Here is a 16,050-nt window from a genome sequence, read left to right on the forward strand (position 1 = left end):
CCGCCAAGGTCCAGATGCGGCGAAGTCCGCAGGCCGCGGACCTGCCCACGGAGCGGCTTTTCAAAGCCGCGCCTATCGGCTACCCAAGGGAGGAACGAAACGGGGGAAGATCGCATGAAGACGCCGGTTCTGGCATTGCTCGTCGCCGCAACCGCCTTGACGGCCTGTTCGCGCATCCAGAATTCGCGGCTCAACCCGTTCAACTGGTTCGGCCGGTCAGAACCCGTCGCGGTGCAGACAGTGGCGGATCTGAAGCCCGCCGATGTGCGTCCGCTGGTGCTTCAGGTGCTGGAGATGACGGTGGAACCCGTCCCCGAAGGCGCGATCGTGCGGGCCAAGGGCCTTCCGCCGAGCCAGGGCTGGTGGGACGGCGAACTGGTGGAACGGTCCTTCGAGGATGGCGTGCTGACCTATGACTTCCGTCTGACCCCGCCCCTGCAGGGCAAGCCCGCAGGCACGCCCCGCTCGCGCGAGGTGACGGTGGGGGCGTTCCTGTCGAACATCCGCTTGGGCAGCATCACCCAGATCGTGGTCCAGGGCGAGACGAACGCGCGATCGTCGCGGCGCTGACCCGGCCACAGCCGGGCAATCAGAAAACTGCCAAAGCGCGGGTCAGAGCGCGACGACGCGCACCGTGCTGCCCTTCGCGGTCAGGGCGATTTCACCCTTGCAGAGCCTGAGCGCCTCGTTTCCGAAGGCTTCCATCCGCCAGCCTTTCAGGCAGGACAGGTCGCGCATTCCGGCGGCCATCTGATCCAGTTCGCTGGCGGGCGCGATCAGGCGCGGGGCCACGCCCAGATCTTCGGATTTGGCCTTGAGCAGCACGCGCAGCAGATCGGCCAGCGCCGGGTTGACCTGCAACTGGTCGCGGCTCTGGTCCACCTTGGGCAGGTCTTCGGGCTTTGCCTCCATCCCTACCTTGATCGCGGCAAGGATACCGTCGGCCACGTCGCCCCGGCGTCCCTCGCGCAGCAGCAGGCGCGACCGGCCAAGTTCCTCGTGGTTGGTCGGGCGGGTGGACGCCAGCTCCAGAAGCGCGTCATCCTTCATCACGCGCGACCGGGGCACGTTGTTGCGTTGCGCATATTCCTCGCGGAAGCGCGCAAGTTCCCGCACCACCGCCAGGAACCGGCCCGAGGTGGTGCGCGTCTTGACCCGCAGCCACGCCTCTTCGGGGCGCACCGTATAGGTTTCAGGATCGGTCAGAACGGCCAGTTCCTCGGCCACCCATTTGGCGCGGCCCGACTTCTGCAACTGGGCGGCCATCGATTCATAGACCACCCTGAGATGCGTCACATCGGCCAGGGCGTATTCCTTCTGCGCCTCCGACAGCGGGCGGCGCGACCAGTCGGTGAAGCGCGAGGTCTTGTCGAGGTTTTCACGGGCGATCTTGCGCACCAGCGTTTCGTATCCGACCTGTTCGCCATAACCGCAGACCATCGCGGCGATCTGGGTGTCGAACAGCGGTTCGGGAAAGACGCCGCCTTCGACAAAGAAGATTTCCAGGTCCTGGCGCGCCGCGTGGAACACCTTCACCGTCGCCTTGTGGCGGAAGAGGTCATAGAGCGGCTCGAGGCTCATGCCCTCGCCCTCGATCGGATCGACCAGAACCGCCTCGCCCGACTTTCCGGGCAGCGCAAGCTGGATCAGGCAGAGCTTGGACCAGTAGGTGCGTTCGCGCAGGAACTCGGTATCGACGGTGACATAGGGCTGGGACTTGGCGGCTTGGCAAAAGGCGGCGAGGTCTTCGGTGGTGGTGATCGTGCGCATCGGGGCCTTTCGGAAAGCTGCTTGCGGGTTCGTCCCGCATTGCCGCTATAGGCTGTTCACCGGGCGGTGAAAAGACCTGCCGCCCCGGCGGGGGTGGCGCGTTGCGGCAAGGTCGCAGCGGAACGCCGCCTGCGCCCCCTGCGCCCGATCAGTCCAGAAAGACCGGCGTCCGGTCACCCGCCGCATAGCGCCGCAGGACCGCCGGATAAAGCCGGTGCTCCTGCACCAGCACGCGGGCGGCAAGGATTTCGGCGGTATCGCCCGGCAGCACCGGAACGCGGGCCTGCCCGAGGATCGGGCCATCGTCCAGAACCGGCGTCACCTCGTGCACGGTGCAACCCGCCTTCGTGTCGCCCGCGTCGATGGCGCGCTGATGGGTGTGCAGGCCCGGATACTTCGGCAGGAGCGAGGGGTGGATGTTCAGCATCCGGCCCGCGAAACGGTTGACGAAGCCCGCCGTCAGCACCCGCATGAACCCGGCAAGGCAGACGATATCGGCCCCGGCCGCAAGGATGGGTTTCACCAGTTCGGCCTCGAAGGCCGCGCGATCGCCCTTGAAGGGCCGGTGATCCACCACCGCAACCGGGATTCCCCGCGCTGCGGCCTTGGCCAGCCCCCCGGCCTCGGGGTCATTGGCCAGAACCAGCACGGGGCGCGCCGGATGGTCGCCCGTCATGCTGTCGGCCAAGGCCACCATGTTCGACCCGCCCCCCGAAATCAGAAGGGCCACGCGTTTCACAGAAGCCGCCCCTTGTAGACCACGCCCGCGCCCTTCACGACGCGGCCCATCGGCACCACGGTTTCGCCCGTCTCGCGCAGCAGCGCGGCCAGCGTCTCGGCCCGGTCGGGGGAAACCACCAGCATCATGCCGATGCCGCAGTTGAAGGTCTTGAGCAGTTCGGGTTCGGCCATGCGCGCGGTTTCCGCAAGCCAGCGGAAGACCGGCGGAAGCTGCCAGGAGGCAAGGTCGATCTCGCAGGCCAGGCCATCGGGGATGACGCGGGGCGGGTTTTCCGTGAGGCCCCCGCCGGTGATATGGGCCAACCCGTGCACGCCGCCCGCGCGGATCGCCGCCAGCGCCTGCTTCACGTAAAGCCGCGTGGGTGCCAGAAGGGCCGCGCCAAGGCTGCCCTCGCCCCAGGGGCAAGCCGCATCCCAGCCAAGGCCCGACAGTTCCACCACCTTGCGAACGAAGGAATAGCCGTTCGAATGGACCCCGTTCGAGGTCAGTCCCAGAAGCACGTCGCCCTCGGCCACGCCCGCAGGCAGGTCGGCGCCGCGTTCCATCGCGCCGACGGCAAAGCCGGCAAGGTCGAAGTCGCCCTTGTGATACATGCCGGGCATTTCGGCGGTCTCGCCCCCGATCAGGGCGCAGCCACTGGCCTCGCAACCCGCCGCGATGCCCTCGATGATGCGCGTGGCCTGGTCCACGTCCAGCTTGCCGGTCGCGAAATAATCAAGGAAGAACAGCGGCTCGGCCCCCTGGCAGACCAGGTCGTTCACGCACATGGCGACAAGGTCGATCCCGATCGTGTCGACATTGCCGGTGTCGATGGCGATCCTGAGCTTGGTGCCCACGCCGTCGGTCGCGGCCACAAGGATCGGATCGGTGTAGCCCGCCGCCTTCAGGTCGAACAATGCGCCGAACCCGCCAAGACCCGACACCGTGCCGGGGCGCCCGGTGCGTTTCGCGGCCGGCTTGATCCGGTCGACAAGCGCGTTGCCTGCGTCGATGTCCACGCCCGCATCGGCATAGGTCAAGCCCTTTTGCGCCTCGCTCATCGCCCCTCTCCTTTCGGGAATCCGCCGCTCGCGCCCCCATACGCCTTTCGCGCCCGCAGCGCAACAAAGGCGACCCCGGCGCACGCGCCGGTCCGGGCAATCTTGACCCCCGCCCCCGATAGGGTATCACCAGAACTGCGTGGGCCTGTAGCTCAATGGTCAGAGCTGGGCGCTCATAACGCCTTGGTTGGGGGTTCGAGTCCCTCCGGGCCCACCATCCCGCAGGCGACGATCTGCCCCCCTGATTCTCTGTTTCCAGCCCATACCGGGCCGATCCGGGGTTTCGGCGCGGTCAGGGTCAACACGCCGACTGACCACGCCCTACGCCACAATCGATGCGGGAAATCACCATTGAAAACACAGGCGCGGGTAATCACCCCCTCGCAGCGCGGGGACATGCCGTTTCGGTACTAACGAAAAGACATGTCCTGAAAGACAAGTTCACGGGCCGCAACCGCCGGGCTATCCAGTGTTCATGTAAGTGCCTGTTATTGTTGGTGAAAGATAAAACAATCCAAACCAGAGACAAATAATGTACATCAAATCGGAAACGACCACCGCCCCGTCCACCTGCTTGCACCTGGTGGGTTCCGCAGCGACTAGCGTCCGTTCTGTCGTTCTCAGCATGCCGTTCCTCGAGGCGGTCTTTTTCCTGGCCATCATCGCGGCGACCGTCTGAGACGGAAACGCCATGCCCTCCGGGGCGGGATGAGCAGCCGGGCCGAACCAGAGCCTGACAGGCTGGCCCCTCATCCCGCCGGGATGGCCCCTCATCCGGCCAGGATGGCCCAGAGGAAGCGCAGGCAGACCGCCGCTAGGAACAGGCCAAAGGCGCGTTCCAGATGCTGCCGCGACAACCGATGCGCCAAGGCCACCCCGAAACGGGTCGTCAGAAGCGAGGTAGGGATCGTCAGCGCGAAGGTCGCCAGTGACACGAACCCGATCGCATCGGCCGGAAGGTCCGTCCGCCCCCAGCCTGCCATCATGTAGCCAAGCGTTCCGGGAATGGCGATCAGCACCCCGACGCCCGCCGATGTGGACACCGCCCGGTGGATCGGCACATTGTGCAGCGTTAGGATCAGGTTCGACACCGCGCCACCGCCAATCCCCATCAGCGCCGAAACAAGGCCCACCCCACCGCCGTAAAGCCGCAATGCGGCGCGCGAGGGCAGGCTGTCGCGCAGCCGCCAGCCTGATCCGCCCGCCAGAAGCTTGGTCGCATTGACCGCCGCCACCGCGACGAAGACAAGCTGGAACACCTCGGGCCGGGCATATCGCGCGATCACCGCGCCAAGAAGCACCCCCACCAGAACCGGCAGCGCCCAGAGGCGCAACAGGTCCATGTCCACCGTTCCGCGCCTGAAATGCCCGCGCGAGGACTGGATCGAGGTCGGCACGATCACCGCAAGCGAGGTGCCGACCGCCAGCGGCATTGCGACTTCGGGCGGATGGCCAAGCGTCTGGAACACCTCGTAGAAGACCGGAACGGAAATCGCCCCGCCCCCGATCCCGAAGATCCCCGCCAGAAAGCCGATCAGCGCCCCCGCCACGGCAAGGGCAGCCACCAGCGGCAGAAGCGTCGCGGGATCAAGCCAGCCCATCAGGCGGACGCCGACCTGCGGGTAAGGCTCGCGCCGTCGAAATGGCCAAGCCCGGCCTCGACAGCGTCCTGATAGGGGGACGCGGCCGCGCGGGCGAGCGGCATCTGGGTGCCGTCCGCCGTGCCAAGTTCCAGCGCCAGCCGCAGATCCTTCTGCAAGCCCGCGATATCGAAGGTGCCGGCCTGGTCGGTGCCGTTCAGCGTGTCGATGACGACCTGCGCGCGGTTCTTCAGCACGGTCGGGCCAGCGGAACTGTCGGCGATCAGGCTGACGGCAAGGTCATGCGGCACGCCCGCGCCCTTCAAGAGCGCCAGACTTTCGCCAAGCGTCTGCCAGTAGATCGCCAGCGGCAGGTTGACGGCAAGCTTCATCCGCGCCGCTGCGCCGGGGGGTCCCATATGTTCCACCCGGCGGCAGAGCTGGTCGAGCACGGGCCGCCCACGGTCAAAGGCGGCGACGGTTCCGCCCGCCATGCCCAGAAGCTGCCCCTTCAGAGCGGGCGCGACCGTGCCGCCCACCGGGCAATGCAGGAAATCGGCCCCGGCTGCCACTGCCCTTTCGGCAAGGGCATCGGCCTCGGCCGGTGGCAGGGTGGACATCTCGATCACTAGGCGCCCGGCGATGCCGATCCGGATCAGGTCGTCCAGCACCGCGCCGGACGCGGCGGCATCGGTCAGCGACAGCAGGATCACGTCGCATCCGGCAAGCCCGCCAAGATCGGCGGCCTTGGCCCCTGCCCCGATGGCGGCGGCCATCCGGCCGGGGCTGCGGTTCCAGACCTTCACATCGTGGCCTGTCTCGATCAGGCGGCGGGCAAAGGCGGTGCCCATCCGGCCGGTTCCGGCAATGCCGATCACTTTGGTCATGCTGTGTCTCTCCCGTCCAGTCCCAGAATGGCAAGCGTTGTTTCTCCCGCCCGCAAACGATCCATCATCACCGCCTCGCGGGCCGCGCGCGCCCGGGCGGCGGCCAGCGCCGCGGGCAGGTCCGCCGGGGCGATGGTCACGATCGCATCGGCATCGGCAAGCACGATGTCGCCCACCGCGATCTCGACCCCACCAATCGTCACGGGCTGGCCGATCCGCCCCCTGTCGCCCTTGGATGTCCCGCGGATGTTCAGCCCGCGTGCAAAGACCGGAAAGCCAAGCGCCGCGATCTGCGCGCAGTCGCGCACCGATCCGTCGATCACCATCCCGACGATCCCGCGCATCTGGCAGGCCAGCGCCATGATTTCGCCGAAGGGGCCGCTTTCGGTGCTGCCGCCGTAATCGACCACCAGCACCTCGCCCCCCTTGGCCGAGGCGATGGCCAGATGCAGCGCGAGATTGTCGCCGGGGCGGCAGTGCACGGTCAGCGCAGGGCCCGCCATCGCCATGCCGGGCGCCAGAGGCCGCGGGGGGGCCGCAAGCAGGCGCGCGGCAGGCCAGGCCTCGCCCAATGTCGCGGTGCCAAGCGGGACAAGCGCCGCCGCATCCGGTCTTACTGCGCCCTGCCCCGTCACGCCGCCTTCGGCCCGATGCGGACCTGCATCGGCTGCAGGCCGTCCATGCTGCAATCCAGCACGTCGCCCGTAACCACCGATCCGACACCGGCGGGCGTGCCGGTCATGATGATGTCGCCGGGCATCAGGCGATGCTGTTCGGAAAGTTTCGCGATGATCTCGTCGACGTTCCAGATCATCAGCGAGATGTCAGCATCCTGCCGGACTTCGCCGTTGACCTTCAGCCGGACATGGCCCGACCGCAAGATGCCGCACTCCTCGGCGCGGGTGATCGGGCCGACCGGGGCGGAATGATCGAAGGCCTTGGTGATTTCCCAGGGCAGGCCCTTTGCCAGTGCCTCGGCCTGATGGTCGCGGCGGGTCATGTCAAGCCCGATGGCATAACCGAAGATGTGTCTGGAGGCCTCGGCCTCGGGGATGTTGTAGCCGCCCGACTTCAGCGCCACGACCAGTTCGCATTCGTAATGGAAGTTGTTGGTCAGCACCGGATAGGGGATTTCGCCGCCGTTCTTCACGATCGCGTCCGAGGGTTTCATGAAGATCACCGGCGGGTCGCGTTCATCTGCGTTCATCTCGCGGATGTGGGCGACGTAGTTCTTGCCGATGCAATAGATACGGCGGACGGGAAATTTCTCTTCGGTGCCGACGATATCCAGATGCGCTTGCGCCGGAGGTGTCAGGGCATAGGCCGCCATGGGGAACTCCTTGTTGGGCCGGGGATGGCCCGGCGGGGATTCGAGTCTCGATACCCGCAGGATTTCGCGCTTTGCCCCGCAGATCAAGATATGAAGCGGTATTTTTGGTCGTTTCATATATTTTTTTGCAATTCATGACGAATCGTATAGCCTTCGAGTCAGGCGCAGCCGCAGATCGGCAATCCACCGGAAAACCACCGGCACACCAGCGGACTGGCCAGGCACAACGGGAGGAGAGAACAGCATGACGAACACGACGATCATGAGCCGGCGGAGTTTCGGCCTGATTGCGGCGGGTGGCGCGGCCAGCCTTGCGCTTGGCGCGCCATCCATCATCCGGGCACAGACCGCCGTGACCTTCGCGGTCCCGAACCCCTCGGCGCTGACGTGGCTGCCCTATTGGGTGGCCGTGGGTGAAGGCTATTTCGCCGAGGAAGGGCTTGATCTGCGGCTTGAGGCGATCGACGGATCGTCGGCGGTGTTGCAGGCGATGACAGCAGGCCAGGCGCAGATCGGCGCGCCGGGACCGGGGCCGACCCTGGGCGCCCGCGCCCGCGGGGTGGATGTGAAGTTCCTCTACAACCTTTATCCGAAGTCGGTCTTCGGTCTGTTGGTCAAGGCCGACAGCAGCTATCAGACGCCCGCCGACCTGAAGGGCACGGTGATCGGCGTGGGCACCGCAGACGGGGCCGAGGTTTCGTTCACCAAGGCGATCATGACCGACCTCGGCCTTGCGGAAGGGACCGACTATACCTTCCTGCCGGTGGGCGATGGCGGCACCGCGGCGGTGGCCTTCCTGCGCGACGAGGTGGCCAGCTATGCCGGCGCCGTTTCGGATGCGGCGATCCTGGCGGCGCGCGGACTGACCCTTCGCGAGATCACGCCCGAGGCCTATCTGGGCTTCTTCGGCAACGGGATTGCGATGCTGGAAAGCCAGATGGCGGCGACACCCGACCTTGCGCCCAAGTTCGGGCGGGCGCTGGTGCGCGGCACGCGTTTTGCCGCCGATCCGGCGAACAAGGAAAAGGCGCTGGCCCATTGCGCCGCCGGCAACCCGCAGGAAGGCGAACAGGACTATGCCGCCTCGCTTTATGACGGTGTGGTGAACCGGATGACGCCGACCGACGCCTTCATGGGCCAGGGCTTTGGCTATCAGCCGCCGGAACACTGGCAGGCCATCCACGATTCCGCCGTCGCCTCGGGCGCGCTCGAGGCACCGCTGCCGGATCTGGCCGCAGTCTACACGAACGAATTCGTGGCAGGCTGGAACGCCTGATGACAATGGCAGAGCCCCGGCCCCTGACAGCGGCACATCCGGCCGCCGCCGCGCGTCCGGTCTACGAGATCGCACGGCTGTCGAAAACCTATGCCCGGAACAGCCTGACGGCCCTGACCGACGTGAACCTGACGCTTCACAAGGGCGAATTCGTTTCGGTCGTCGGATCGTCGGGTTGCGGGAAGTCGACATTGCTCAAGATCATGTCGGGGCTCTTGCCGCCCACAACGGGGCGTGTCGTGCTGGAAGGGAAACCCGTGACCGGCCCGCGCGCCGACATCGGGATGATGTTCCAGCAGGCCACGCTTCTGCCGTGGAAGACCACGGCCGAGAACATCGTCCTGCCGATCGAGATCCGCGAGGGCCGCGCGGCCGCCAAGGCCGCCCTGCCCCGTGCGCTGGACCTTCTGAAACTGGTGGGGCTTGGCGATTTTGCCAATGTCTATCCGGGCGAGTTGTCGGGCGGGATGGCGCAGCGCGCCTCGATCTGCCGGATGCTGATCTCGAACCCCGCCGTGCTTCTTCTGGATGAACCGTTCAGCGCGCTGGACGAACTGACCCGCGATTTCATGAACATGGAATTGCAGCGGATCTGCGCCGAACAGCAGTCCACCGCCTTTCTCGTGACCCATTCACTGGCCGAGGCGGTGATCCTTTCCGACCGCATCCTGGTGATGAAGCCCCGACCGGGCCGGATCGTCGAGGAAATCGTGATCGACCTGCCACGTCCGCGGACGCTTGAAATGATCAACACGCCCCGGTTCGGCCAGATCGTGGCCCATATCCGCGACCTCTTGGGCAAGGAGGCCTTCCAATGACCGCCAATCCCGATCCGAATGTCGATACCGTCTGGGTCGAGAAGGTCGCCCTGATCGACCAGATCCCTCGTTGGGCCGCGATGCTGGGCCTTGCGGTGATCGTGATCGCGATCTGGGAATTGGCGACCGCCCGCATGGGCTGGGTTTCGCCCATCATCCTGCCAAGCCCCGGCGAGACGCTTGATGACCTGATCTTCGTGGGCAAGAACCTCTTGTCAGGCGGCTACATGCTCGAGGCGCTATGGACCACCACGCGCACGGTGTTCTGGGCCTTCGTTATCGCGGCGGGCATCGGCTTTTCGCTGGGTGTCCTTGTGGGCGAGACGAAGTTCGGCGAACGGGCGGTGATGCCCTATCTGGTGGCCATCGACACCATGCCCAAGGTCGCCTTCGCGCCGCTGTTCATTGCCTGGCTCGGGTTCGACATCGCCTCGAAAGTGGCGCTTGCGGCCTTCATCGCGACCTTTCCCATCGTCGTCTCGACCGCCGCCGGGCTTTACGCGGCGTCGGAAAACGAACGGATGCTGTTCAAGTCGATGGGCGCCAGCCGGTTGCAGACCCTGTTCCGGCTGAAGCTGCCCACGGGCCTGCCGCATATCTTCACCGGGCTGAAGATCGCGGCGGTGGGGGTCATGGCCGGGGCCATCACCGGGGAATTCCTGGGCGGCGGCCAGGGCTTCGGCGCGCTGATCCGGCAATCGGCCAGTCAGATGGACACGCCGCGCGTCTTTGCGCTTATCCTCTATCTCAGTTTGCTTGGCCTCGCCCTTTTCTTTGCCGTCGCTTGGTTGCAGAAGCGTCTGGTATTCTGGAACAAGGCCGACCGGCCGGGTGGAGTGGGTTAGGAATGAATGCATCCGACAACAAGTTGGGCGATCCGCGCAACCTGTCCGAACAGGCGCATGCGCGGATCCGCCGGGACATCCTGGGAGGCGAGCTGTTTCCCGGCGAGAAGCTTCAGATCGAGGCGATCTCGGAACGCTATGGCATCGGCATCGCCCCGGTGCGCGAGGCGTTGAACAGGCTGTCGTCGGAAGGGCTGGTCGAACGCAAGAGCCAGCGCGGCTTTTTCGTTGCCGAGATCTCGATGACCTCGCTCGAGGAACTGGTGAAGACCCGGATCTGGCTGGAAACGCTGGCGCTGCGGGAATCGATCCGCAATGGCGACGAGGCCTGGGAAGAGGAACTGGTGCTGGCCTATCACCGGCTGGCGCGCACCCATCGCCGCCTGCCGACCGAGGCCGGGCGCGAACTGTCCGAGGAATGGGAACTGCGCCACAAGGAATTCCACATGCTGCTGCTGGACCGCTGCGGGTCAAGCTGGCTTCTGGGGTTCTGCTCGACCATGATGGATCAGGCGGTGCGCTATCGCAGCCTGTCGATGAACGTGCATCCCAGCCTGCAACGGCGGGAGGGTGCGGCGGCCGAACACGAGGCGCTTCTGGCCGCCGTCGTGGACCGCGACGCCGATCGCGCCTGCCGCCTGCTGGAAGAACATTACACCCTCACGCTGGACGGTCTGCGGGGCGTCGTGGGCCCGGACAAGCCCGCCCCCTGACACAGCACACCGATATGGAAGCCTGATCCTTCCCTTCTGCGGAATGATCGGGCGGCAAGGCCGGTTTGCGCCGTGACCTGTCGCATCCGGGCGCGCATCGCCCCGCCGGGCCACAAAGGATGGCCCAAACCAGCGGAGGTGCCCGGATGAAGATTGCCCGCCTTGAAACCTTCACGACCCCGGATGTGGGTTTTGTCCGCGTCACGACCGACAGCGGGGAAACCGGATGGGGGCAGGTTTCGACCTATAACGCCGACATCACGGCCGAGGTGTTCCACCGGCAGATCGCCCCCCATGCGCTTGGCACCGACGCGATGGATTTCGCCGACACGCTCGACCGGATCGGCGAGAGGGAACACAAGTATCCCGGCAGCTACCTGCGCCGGGCGATGGCGGGGCTTGATACCGCGCTCTGGGACCTGCGCGGCAAGGTCGAGGGAAAGCCGGTGGTCACCCTGCTGGGCGGCACGCCCGGCCCCTTGCGCGCCTATGCCAGTTCGATGAAGCGCGACATCACCCCCGCGGACGAGGCCGACCGGTTCCGCCGCCTGCGCGATGCGCATGGTTTCACCGCCTTCAAGTGGCGGGTGGGTGCCGAATGCGGCCGTGACCGCGACGAATGGCCCGGCCGCACGCCCGAGGTCATCGCCACGGTGTCCCGCGCGCTCGGCGACGGGATCGACAAGCTGGTGGATGCCAATTCCTGCTATTCCCCGGCACGGGCGATCGAGGTGGGGAAGATGCTGCAAGACCACGGCATCGGCCATTTCGAAGAACCCTGCCCCTATTGGGAATACGACCAGACCGCCGAGGTGCGCGCCGCGCTGGATCTGGACGTGACCGGGGGCGAACAGGATTGCGAATACTCCTCGTGGCGGCTGATGTTCGACCGCCGGTCGGTCGATATCGCGCAGCCCGACGTGATGTATATGGGCGGCATCACCCGCAGCCTGCAGGTCTGCCGGATGGCCGCCGCCGAAGGGCTGCCGGTGACGCCCCATTCGGCGAACCTGAGCCTTGTCACGATGGCCACGATGCATCTTCTGAAGGCGATCCCGAATGCCGGGAAGTATCTGGAACTGTCGATCGAGGGGCCGGATTACTATCCGTGGCAGGAAGGGCTTTTCCTGGGCGATCCCTACCGGGTGACGGACGGCCATGTGACGGTGCCCGACGCCCCCGGCTGGGGGGTGGAGGTCAACCCCGCCTGGCTTGACCGCGCCGCCTACCGGCTGGCCGAGGCGGGGTGATCCCGCGTTCCCGCCTTCCGGCCTGCCGCCGCTCAGACGTCTTCCACGGTCACCTCGCCCCTCTCGCCGCCAAGGGCGGCGAAGGCACGCTGGCGGCAGGTGAGGACCAGGATCTGCTGGTCGCGCGCGGTGCGGTGGAGGGCGTCGAACATCGCCTCGATCCGGTCGTCGTCGGAATGGACGAGGGCATCGTCAAGGATCACCGGAACCGGACGGCCTGCAGCGGCGAAGAGGCGGGCGAAGGCAAGGCGGGTCAGGATCGCCACCTGTTCGCGGGTGCCGCCCGACAGGATATCCAGCGCCTCGGGTTGGCCGTTGCGGGTCAGCGTCGCGGGCAGAAGGCTGGCGTCGTCGATGGTCAACTGCGCGCCGGGGTGCAGGATCGACAAAAGCGGCTGAAGCTCGCGCAGCACGGGGCCGAAATAGGCGTCGCGCGCCTTTGTCCGCGCCTCTTCCAGCGCGCGCCTCAACCGGGTCAGCGCCCGCACTTCACCTTCATAGCGGGCTGCGCGCGCCTCGGCCTCGGCGCGGTCACCGGCGAGGGTGGCAAGGCGTTCCTCGATCCCCTCCTCGGCCAGCGCGAGGATCGTGGCGTTGAGGCTCGCCAGATCCTCGCGCGCCTTCTGTTCGGCCATGCGGGCCTGATCGACGGCCCCCTTCGCACGGGTCAGGCGGGCCTCGGCGGTGGCAAGGTCGGGGGCCGTGGCGCGCAGGGCGGCAAGGGCAGTTTCGGCCTTTGTGGCAGCTTCGGACAGTGCCGGTGCACGGGCCGTCATCTCGGCGATGCGAAGGCCAAGCGCGGCCGGATCGCCAGCCTCTGACAGCGCTGCCGCCAGCTGCCGTTCGGCGCTCGCCCGGTTGGCCTCGGCCGCCGCGCGCGCCTCACCTGCCTGAACCGACACGTCATGCGCGGCCTTGGCAGCAGCGCGGGCGGCCTGTTCACCGGCCTCGGCCTCTGCAAGCGCCGCCGTCACGCTGGCGGCATCCTCTGCCATCTCGGGGGCGTCGGCGGCCAGGGTTTCGGCGCGCGCAAGCGCGGTGCGAAGCGTATCGAGCCCCTCTGGCGCGATCTCGGCCAACAGCGCGGCGGCCTGTTTCGCCTCGGCCTCCAGCCGCTGCCCCTCGGCCCATTGGTGGCGGGCGGCGGGCAGGCTTTCCACCTGTGCCTCGGCCAGCAGGCGGGAAAGGGCCTGTTCGGCCTGCGTGACCGCGTCGGAACTGTGCCCTGCGCCGGGGTCGATCCGCAGCGTACCGAAGCCCGGAAGCGTCAGGTCGGCGGCGGCAAGGATCGGCACCGGTCCACCGGGAAGGACCGCGCCGTTCAGGATGGCGGGGGCACCGTCGGGACGGGCCTCTACCATGACCGCCTGCGCCGCGGCCCGCGCGCGGGCAAGGTCAAGGGCGGATTGCGCCTTGTCGGCGGCCTCGATCATACGGGCGGTCACGGTGATCCGCGCCCGCTGCGCGCGGGTCTGGTCGAGGGTCGTCCGCAGCCCGGTCGCACGGTCAAGACGGCGTTGCAGGTCCACGGCCTGTGCCTTTGCGGCCTGCGCGGTCTCGGCCCGGGTCGCGGCCTGCAGGCGGGTCCGCAGGTCGCGGGTCTGCCGGGCAAGGGCCTCGGCGGCTTCGGTCGCCGCGCGGTCGCGCTGGCCCAGGTCATCGGCGCGGGTGCGGGCGGCGGTGGCAGCACCTTCCGCCTTTGCCAGCGCGGTCTGCGCGACGGCCACGCGGGTGGCCAGCGTTTCCGCCGCGGTAATCTCCTGCTGTGCGCGGTCGGCATCCAGCCGGGCGAGGCGCAGGGCGGTTTCGGCCTGCACGACCTCGGCCTGATGCGCCAGCGCCGCCTGATGCGCGGCCTGTGCATCCGTCAGCGCCTGAGCGCGGGTGGCGGCATCGGCGGGGTCGGTCAGGCGGGCAAGTGTGCGGTTCACCTCGGTCCGCCGGGCCAGATCGCCCGAAAGCCGCTCTGCCCGCGGGCGCAATACCGCCTCTTCCGCGGCCAGCGTCGCCGCCTCATCGACCGCGCGCTTCCATTCGCCACCGGCCTTCGGACGACCGCTGTCGGTGGCCAGCTTCGCCAGCGCCTCGGCCACACGGTCGATCACCGCATCCATCCGCCGCCCGCCGGTCATCATGTCGATCTCGCCCGCGACCGAGGACATGAGGTCGCGCCGGGCCGACAGGTCGCGTTCCCGTTCGCGCCTGTCATCGGATTCGAGCCCCATCTGCCCCTGCCGGACCCACAACAGGCCCGACGGCCCGGCAAGACCGCCGCCGATCAACCGGTCGATCCAGGCCTCGGCCTCATCGGCCTGGGCGATCAGGCGACCGGTGGCGTCCAGCACCTGCGCCTGCGGTTTGGCCAGCCAGCGTTTTGCGATGCGAAAGCGGCCTTCGGGCAGGTCCACCTCTACCGCCACCTCGGGCGCGCCGCCGGCATGGGGTTGCAGCGCCTTGATCGCGGCGTTCCTGCTGCCGTGCCGTTCGAAAAAGACCGCGTGGATCGCGTCAAAGAACGTGGATTTTCCGAATTCGTTGGGTTCGGAAAGCACGGTGATACCGTCGCCGATGCCGGACAGCCGCGCGCGTTTGCCCGCAAAGCGGCGAACATTCGTCAGTTCGATCGCCCGCAGCCTCATGCCCGCACCTCCTGCGTCAGCGCGTAAAGCCGCGCAAGCGCCGCCTGGGCGGTGTCACGGTCCGCCTGGCTGAGGGCAGGATCCCCGGCCTCGGCCAGAAGCACCTCGGCTGCCTGCCGAAGGGCGCCTGCCCGGTCGATCTGGTCCAGATCCTCGGGCAGCGCCTCAACCGCCAGTGCGGACAGATCCGCCTCGAACCAACCGAAATCCGGCGCGCGGGCGTCAACTAGTGCCTCCAGCGCGGCGCGGTCGGCCAGCGGCAGGCGGCCGGTCGCCGTGATCCGCACCAGATGATCCCGCGCGCGGGTCTGCGGCAGGGCGGCGGCGAGGCGCGCGGCGACATCCTCGCCCGGCAGAAGGTCCAGCGCGGGGCGCGTCCAGCGAAACTGCGCGGTTTCCACCGGCGACACCTGCGCGGGGCCGTCCAGCATGACCATGAGCGCCGCCCCGGGCACATCATGCTTGAAGCTGTCGGGTTCCGGCGTGCCGGAATACCAGGTGGCGGGCGTCACCTGCATCTGACCGTGCCAGTCGCCAAGGGCAAGGTAATCGAGGCCCGAGCGCGCGGCCCGGTCAGGCGGGATGATGCCGATGGCCCCTTCCTCGCCGGAAAAATCGGTGATCGCGCCATGACCCAGCCCGATCCGTCGCGCACCTTCGGGCGTGGGGGCCGACATCGCCTCGGTCAGGTCGCGGCCGGGGCGGCGCTGCGTGCAGGGTGCGGGCAGCAGCCAGTGGCCGGGGGCCAGTTCCACCGGCGCGTCATCGGTGATCGCGCGCAGGTTCGCGGGCGCGTCCTGCGCGATCCTCCGCCAGAGTTCCGAGGCGGCGAGGCTGTCGTGGTTGCCGGGCAGCAGGAGCCAGGTCAGATCGCCTTCTTCCCCCATCGCGCGCAGCGCCTGGCGCAGCGTGTCGGGCGCGGGGGTTTCGGCGTCGAACGTATCGCCCGCCAGCAACACCACCCCTGCCCCGCCAGCCCGCGCGGCCTGCGCCAGCCGGGCAATCGCCCCATGCCGCGCCTCGCGCAGGCGGTGCCGGATGCCTTCGGGATAGCCGCCGAAGGCCCGGCCGAGGTGCAGGTCAGAGGAATGGAGAAACCGGAATGTGTTCATGCCTGACCTGCCTTTGCCGTTGCCTCAACCTCGCCGGGAAATCCCGCC

At 67.6% G+C, this 16,050-nt stretch carries 15 protein-coding genes and 1 tRNA gene; 7 read left to right on the top strand and 9 right to left on the bottom strand.

Annotated elements, in window-relative coordinates:
* Positions 1-114: 114 nt before the first annotated feature.
* Positions 115-570, top strand: a complete 456-nt coding sequence (locus E7811_RS00730; RefSeq protein WP_136392693.1) for a hypothetical protein — start codon at positions 115-117, stop codon at positions 568-570.
* 42 nt (positions 571-612) lie between these two features.
* On the opposite strand, the gene rnd is transcribed toward E7811_RS00730, so the two are convergent.
* The 3 genes from rnd to purM all read right to left on the bottom strand — a co-directional run bounded on the left by rnd (position 613) and on the right by purM (position 3,552).
* The gene (rnd, locus tag E7811_RS00735) at positions 613-1,770 is read right to left on the bottom strand and encodes a ribonuclease D (protein ID WP_136392694.1); all 1,158 of its coding nucleotides are present in this window, start codon (positions 1,768-1,770) and stop codon (positions 613-615) included.
* 148 nt (positions 1,771-1,918) lie between these two features.
* Positions 1,919-2,509, bottom strand: a complete 591-nt coding sequence (gene purN, locus E7811_RS00740) for a phosphoribosylglycinamide formyltransferase (protein ID WP_136392695.1) — start codon at positions 2,507-2,509, stop codon at positions 1,919-1,921.
* A complete protein-coding gene (gene purM, locus E7811_RS00745; protein ID WP_136392696.1) occupies positions 2,506-3,552 on the bottom strand; it encodes a phosphoribosylformylglycinamidine cyclo-ligase in 1,047 nt (348 codons plus the stop codon). Before purM ends, purN begins: the two co-directional genes overlap by 4 nt.
* A gap of 141 nt (positions 3,553-3,693) precedes the next feature.
* On the opposite strand from purM, the gene E7811_RS00750 reads away from it, so the two are divergent.
* Positions 3,694-3,769: transfer RNA gene (locus E7811_RS00750), tRNA-Ile, on the top strand.
* 553 nt (positions 3,770-4,322) lie between these two features.
* Here the strand turns inward: E7811_RS00750 and E7811_RS00755 are convergent.
* From E7811_RS00755 to E7811_RS00770, 4 genes are read right to left on the bottom strand one after another with little or no spacing between them, the layout of a single operon-like run.
* Entirely contained in the window at positions 4,323-5,153 is an 831-nt protein-coding gene (locus E7811_RS00755; RefSeq protein WP_136392697.1) for a sulfite exporter TauE/SafE family protein, read from the bottom strand.
* Positions 5,153-6,019: an NAD(P)-dependent oxidoreductase gene (locus tag E7811_RS00760; RefSeq protein ID WP_136392698.1), complete on the bottom strand. Its 867-nt coding sequence runs from the start codon at positions 6,017-6,019 to the stop codon at positions 5,153-5,155. Before E7811_RS00760 ends, E7811_RS00755 begins: the two co-directional genes overlap by 1 nt.
* Positions 6,016-6,654, bottom strand: coding sequence for an RraA family protein (locus E7811_RS00765; protein WP_136392699.1), 639 nt, complete (start codon positions 6,652-6,654; stop codon positions 6,016-6,018). The genes E7811_RS00760 and E7811_RS00765 overlap by 4 nt, the downstream gene beginning before the upstream one ends.
* Entirely contained in the window at positions 6,651-7,349 is a 699-nt protein-coding gene (locus E7811_RS00770; protein WP_136392700.1) for a fumarylacetoacetate hydrolase family protein, read from the bottom strand. The genes E7811_RS00765 and E7811_RS00770 overlap by 4 nt, the downstream gene beginning before the upstream one ends.
* Before the next feature lie 244 nt (positions 7,350-7,593).
* Between E7811_RS00770 and E7811_RS00775 the strand changes: the two genes are divergently transcribed.
* From E7811_RS00775 to E7811_RS00795, 5 genes are all read left to right on the top strand, one after another.
* Complete coding sequence (locus E7811_RS00775) at positions 7,594-8,625, top strand: ABC transporter substrate-binding protein (RefSeq protein ID WP_136392701.1); 1,032 nt, start codon at positions 7,594-7,596, stop codon at positions 8,623-8,625.
* Positions 8,625-9,443: an ABC transporter ATP-binding protein gene (locus tag E7811_RS00780; protein ID WP_394345586.1), complete on the top strand. Its 819-nt coding sequence runs from the start codon at positions 8,625-8,627 to the stop codon at positions 9,441-9,443. The genes E7811_RS00775 and E7811_RS00780 overlap by 1 nt, the downstream gene beginning before the upstream one ends.
* Positions 9,440-10,288 carry an ABC transporter permease gene (locus E7811_RS00785; protein ID WP_136392702.1) on the top strand — a complete coding sequence of 283 codons (849 nt, stop codon included), beginning with the start codon at positions 9,440-9,442 and terminating at the stop codon, positions 10,286-10,288. Before E7811_RS00780 ends, E7811_RS00785 begins: the two co-directional genes overlap by 4 nt.
* Before the next feature lie 2 nt (positions 10,289-10,290).
* Positions 10,291-11,001: a GntR family transcriptional regulator gene (locus E7811_RS00790; RefSeq protein WP_136392703.1), complete on the top strand. Its 711-nt coding sequence runs from the start codon at positions 10,291-10,293 to the stop codon at positions 10,999-11,001.
* Positions 11,002-11,147: 146 nt separating this feature from the next.
* On the top strand, positions 11,148-12,251 hold the full coding sequence (locus E7811_RS00795; RefSeq protein WP_136392704.1) for a mandelate racemase/muconate lactonizing enzyme family protein: 1,104 nt from the start codon (positions 11,148-11,150) through the stop codon (positions 12,249-12,251).
* 32 nt (positions 12,252-12,283) lie between these two features.
* On the opposite strand, the gene E7811_RS00800 is transcribed toward E7811_RS00795, so the two are convergent.
* Together E7811_RS00800 and E7811_RS00805 are read right to left on the bottom strand one after the other, a co-directional pair.
* Positions 12,284-14,890 carry an AAA family ATPase gene (locus E7811_RS00800; RefSeq protein ID WP_136392705.1) on the bottom strand — a complete coding sequence of 869 codons (2,607 nt, stop codon included), beginning with the start codon at positions 14,888-14,890 and terminating at the stop codon, positions 12,284-12,286.
* Complete coding sequence (locus E7811_RS00805) at positions 14,887-16,002, bottom strand: metallophosphoesterase family protein (protein WP_136392706.1); 1,116 nt, start codon at positions 16,000-16,002, stop codon at positions 14,887-14,889. Before E7811_RS00805 ends, E7811_RS00800 begins: the two co-directional genes overlap by 4 nt.
* Between the last annotated feature and the right edge of the window lie 48 nt (positions 16,003-16,050).

Origin of the sequence: Aliigemmobacter aestuarii (assembly GCF_004799285.1) — a bacterium.
Taxonomy (GTDB): domain Bacteria; phylum Pseudomonadota; class Alphaproteobacteria; order Rhodobacterales; family Rhodobacteraceae; genus Aliigemmobacter; species Aliigemmobacter aestuarii.

What these genes read in the sequence shown, in the direction of transcription:
- purM (WP_136392696.1), bottom strand. Translation starts at nt 3,552, where the DNA reads ATGAGCGAGGCGCAAAAGGGCTTGACCTATGCCGATGCGGGCGTGGAC.
- rnd (WP_136392694.1), bottom strand. Translation starts at nt 1,770, where the DNA reads ATGCGCACGATCACCACCACCGAAGACCTCGCCGCCTTTTGCCAAGCC.
- E7811_RS00800 (WP_136392705.1), bottom strand. Translation starts at nt 14,890, where the DNA reads ATGAGGCTGCGGGCGATCGAACTGACGAATGTTCGCCGCTTTGCGGGC.
- E7811_RS00795 (WP_136392704.1), top strand. Translation starts at nt 11,148, where the DNA reads ATGAAGATTGCCCGCCTTGAAACCTTCACGACCCCGGATGTGGGTTTT.
- E7811_RS00730 (WP_136392693.1), top strand. Translation starts at nt 115, where the DNA reads ATGAAGACGCCGGTTCTGGCATTGCTCGTCGCCGCAACCGCCTTGACG.
- E7811_RS00775 (WP_136392701.1), top strand. Translation starts at nt 7,594, where the DNA reads ATGACGAACACGACGATCATGAGCCGGCGGAGTTTCGGCCTGATTGCG.
- E7811_RS00755 (WP_136392697.1), bottom strand. Translation starts at nt 5,153, where the DNA reads ATGGGCTGGCTTGATCCCGCGACGCTTCTGCCGCTGGTGGCTGCCCTT.
- E7811_RS00780 (WP_394345586.1), top strand. Translation starts at nt 8,625, where the DNA reads ATGACAATGGCAGAGCCCCGGCCCCTGACAGCGGCACATCCGGCCGCC.
- E7811_RS00805 (WP_136392706.1), bottom strand. Translation starts at nt 16,002, where the DNA reads ATGAACACATTCCGGTTTCTCCATTCCTCTGACCTGCACCTCGGCCGG.
- E7811_RS00790 (WP_136392703.1), top strand. Translation starts at nt 10,291, where the DNA reads ATGAATGCATCCGACAACAAGTTGGGCGATCCGCGCAACCTGTCCGAA.
- E7811_RS00785 (WP_136392702.1), top strand. Translation starts at nt 9,440, where the DNA reads ATGACCGCCAATCCCGATCCGAATGTCGATACCGTCTGGGTCGAGAAG.
- E7811_RS00770 (WP_136392700.1), bottom strand. Translation starts at nt 7,349, where the DNA reads ATGGCGGCCTATGCCCTGACACCTCCGGCGCAAGCGCATCTGGATATC.
- E7811_RS00760 (WP_136392698.1), bottom strand. Translation starts at nt 6,019, where the DNA reads ATGACCAAAGTGATCGGCATTGCCGGAACCGGCCGGATGGGCACCGCC.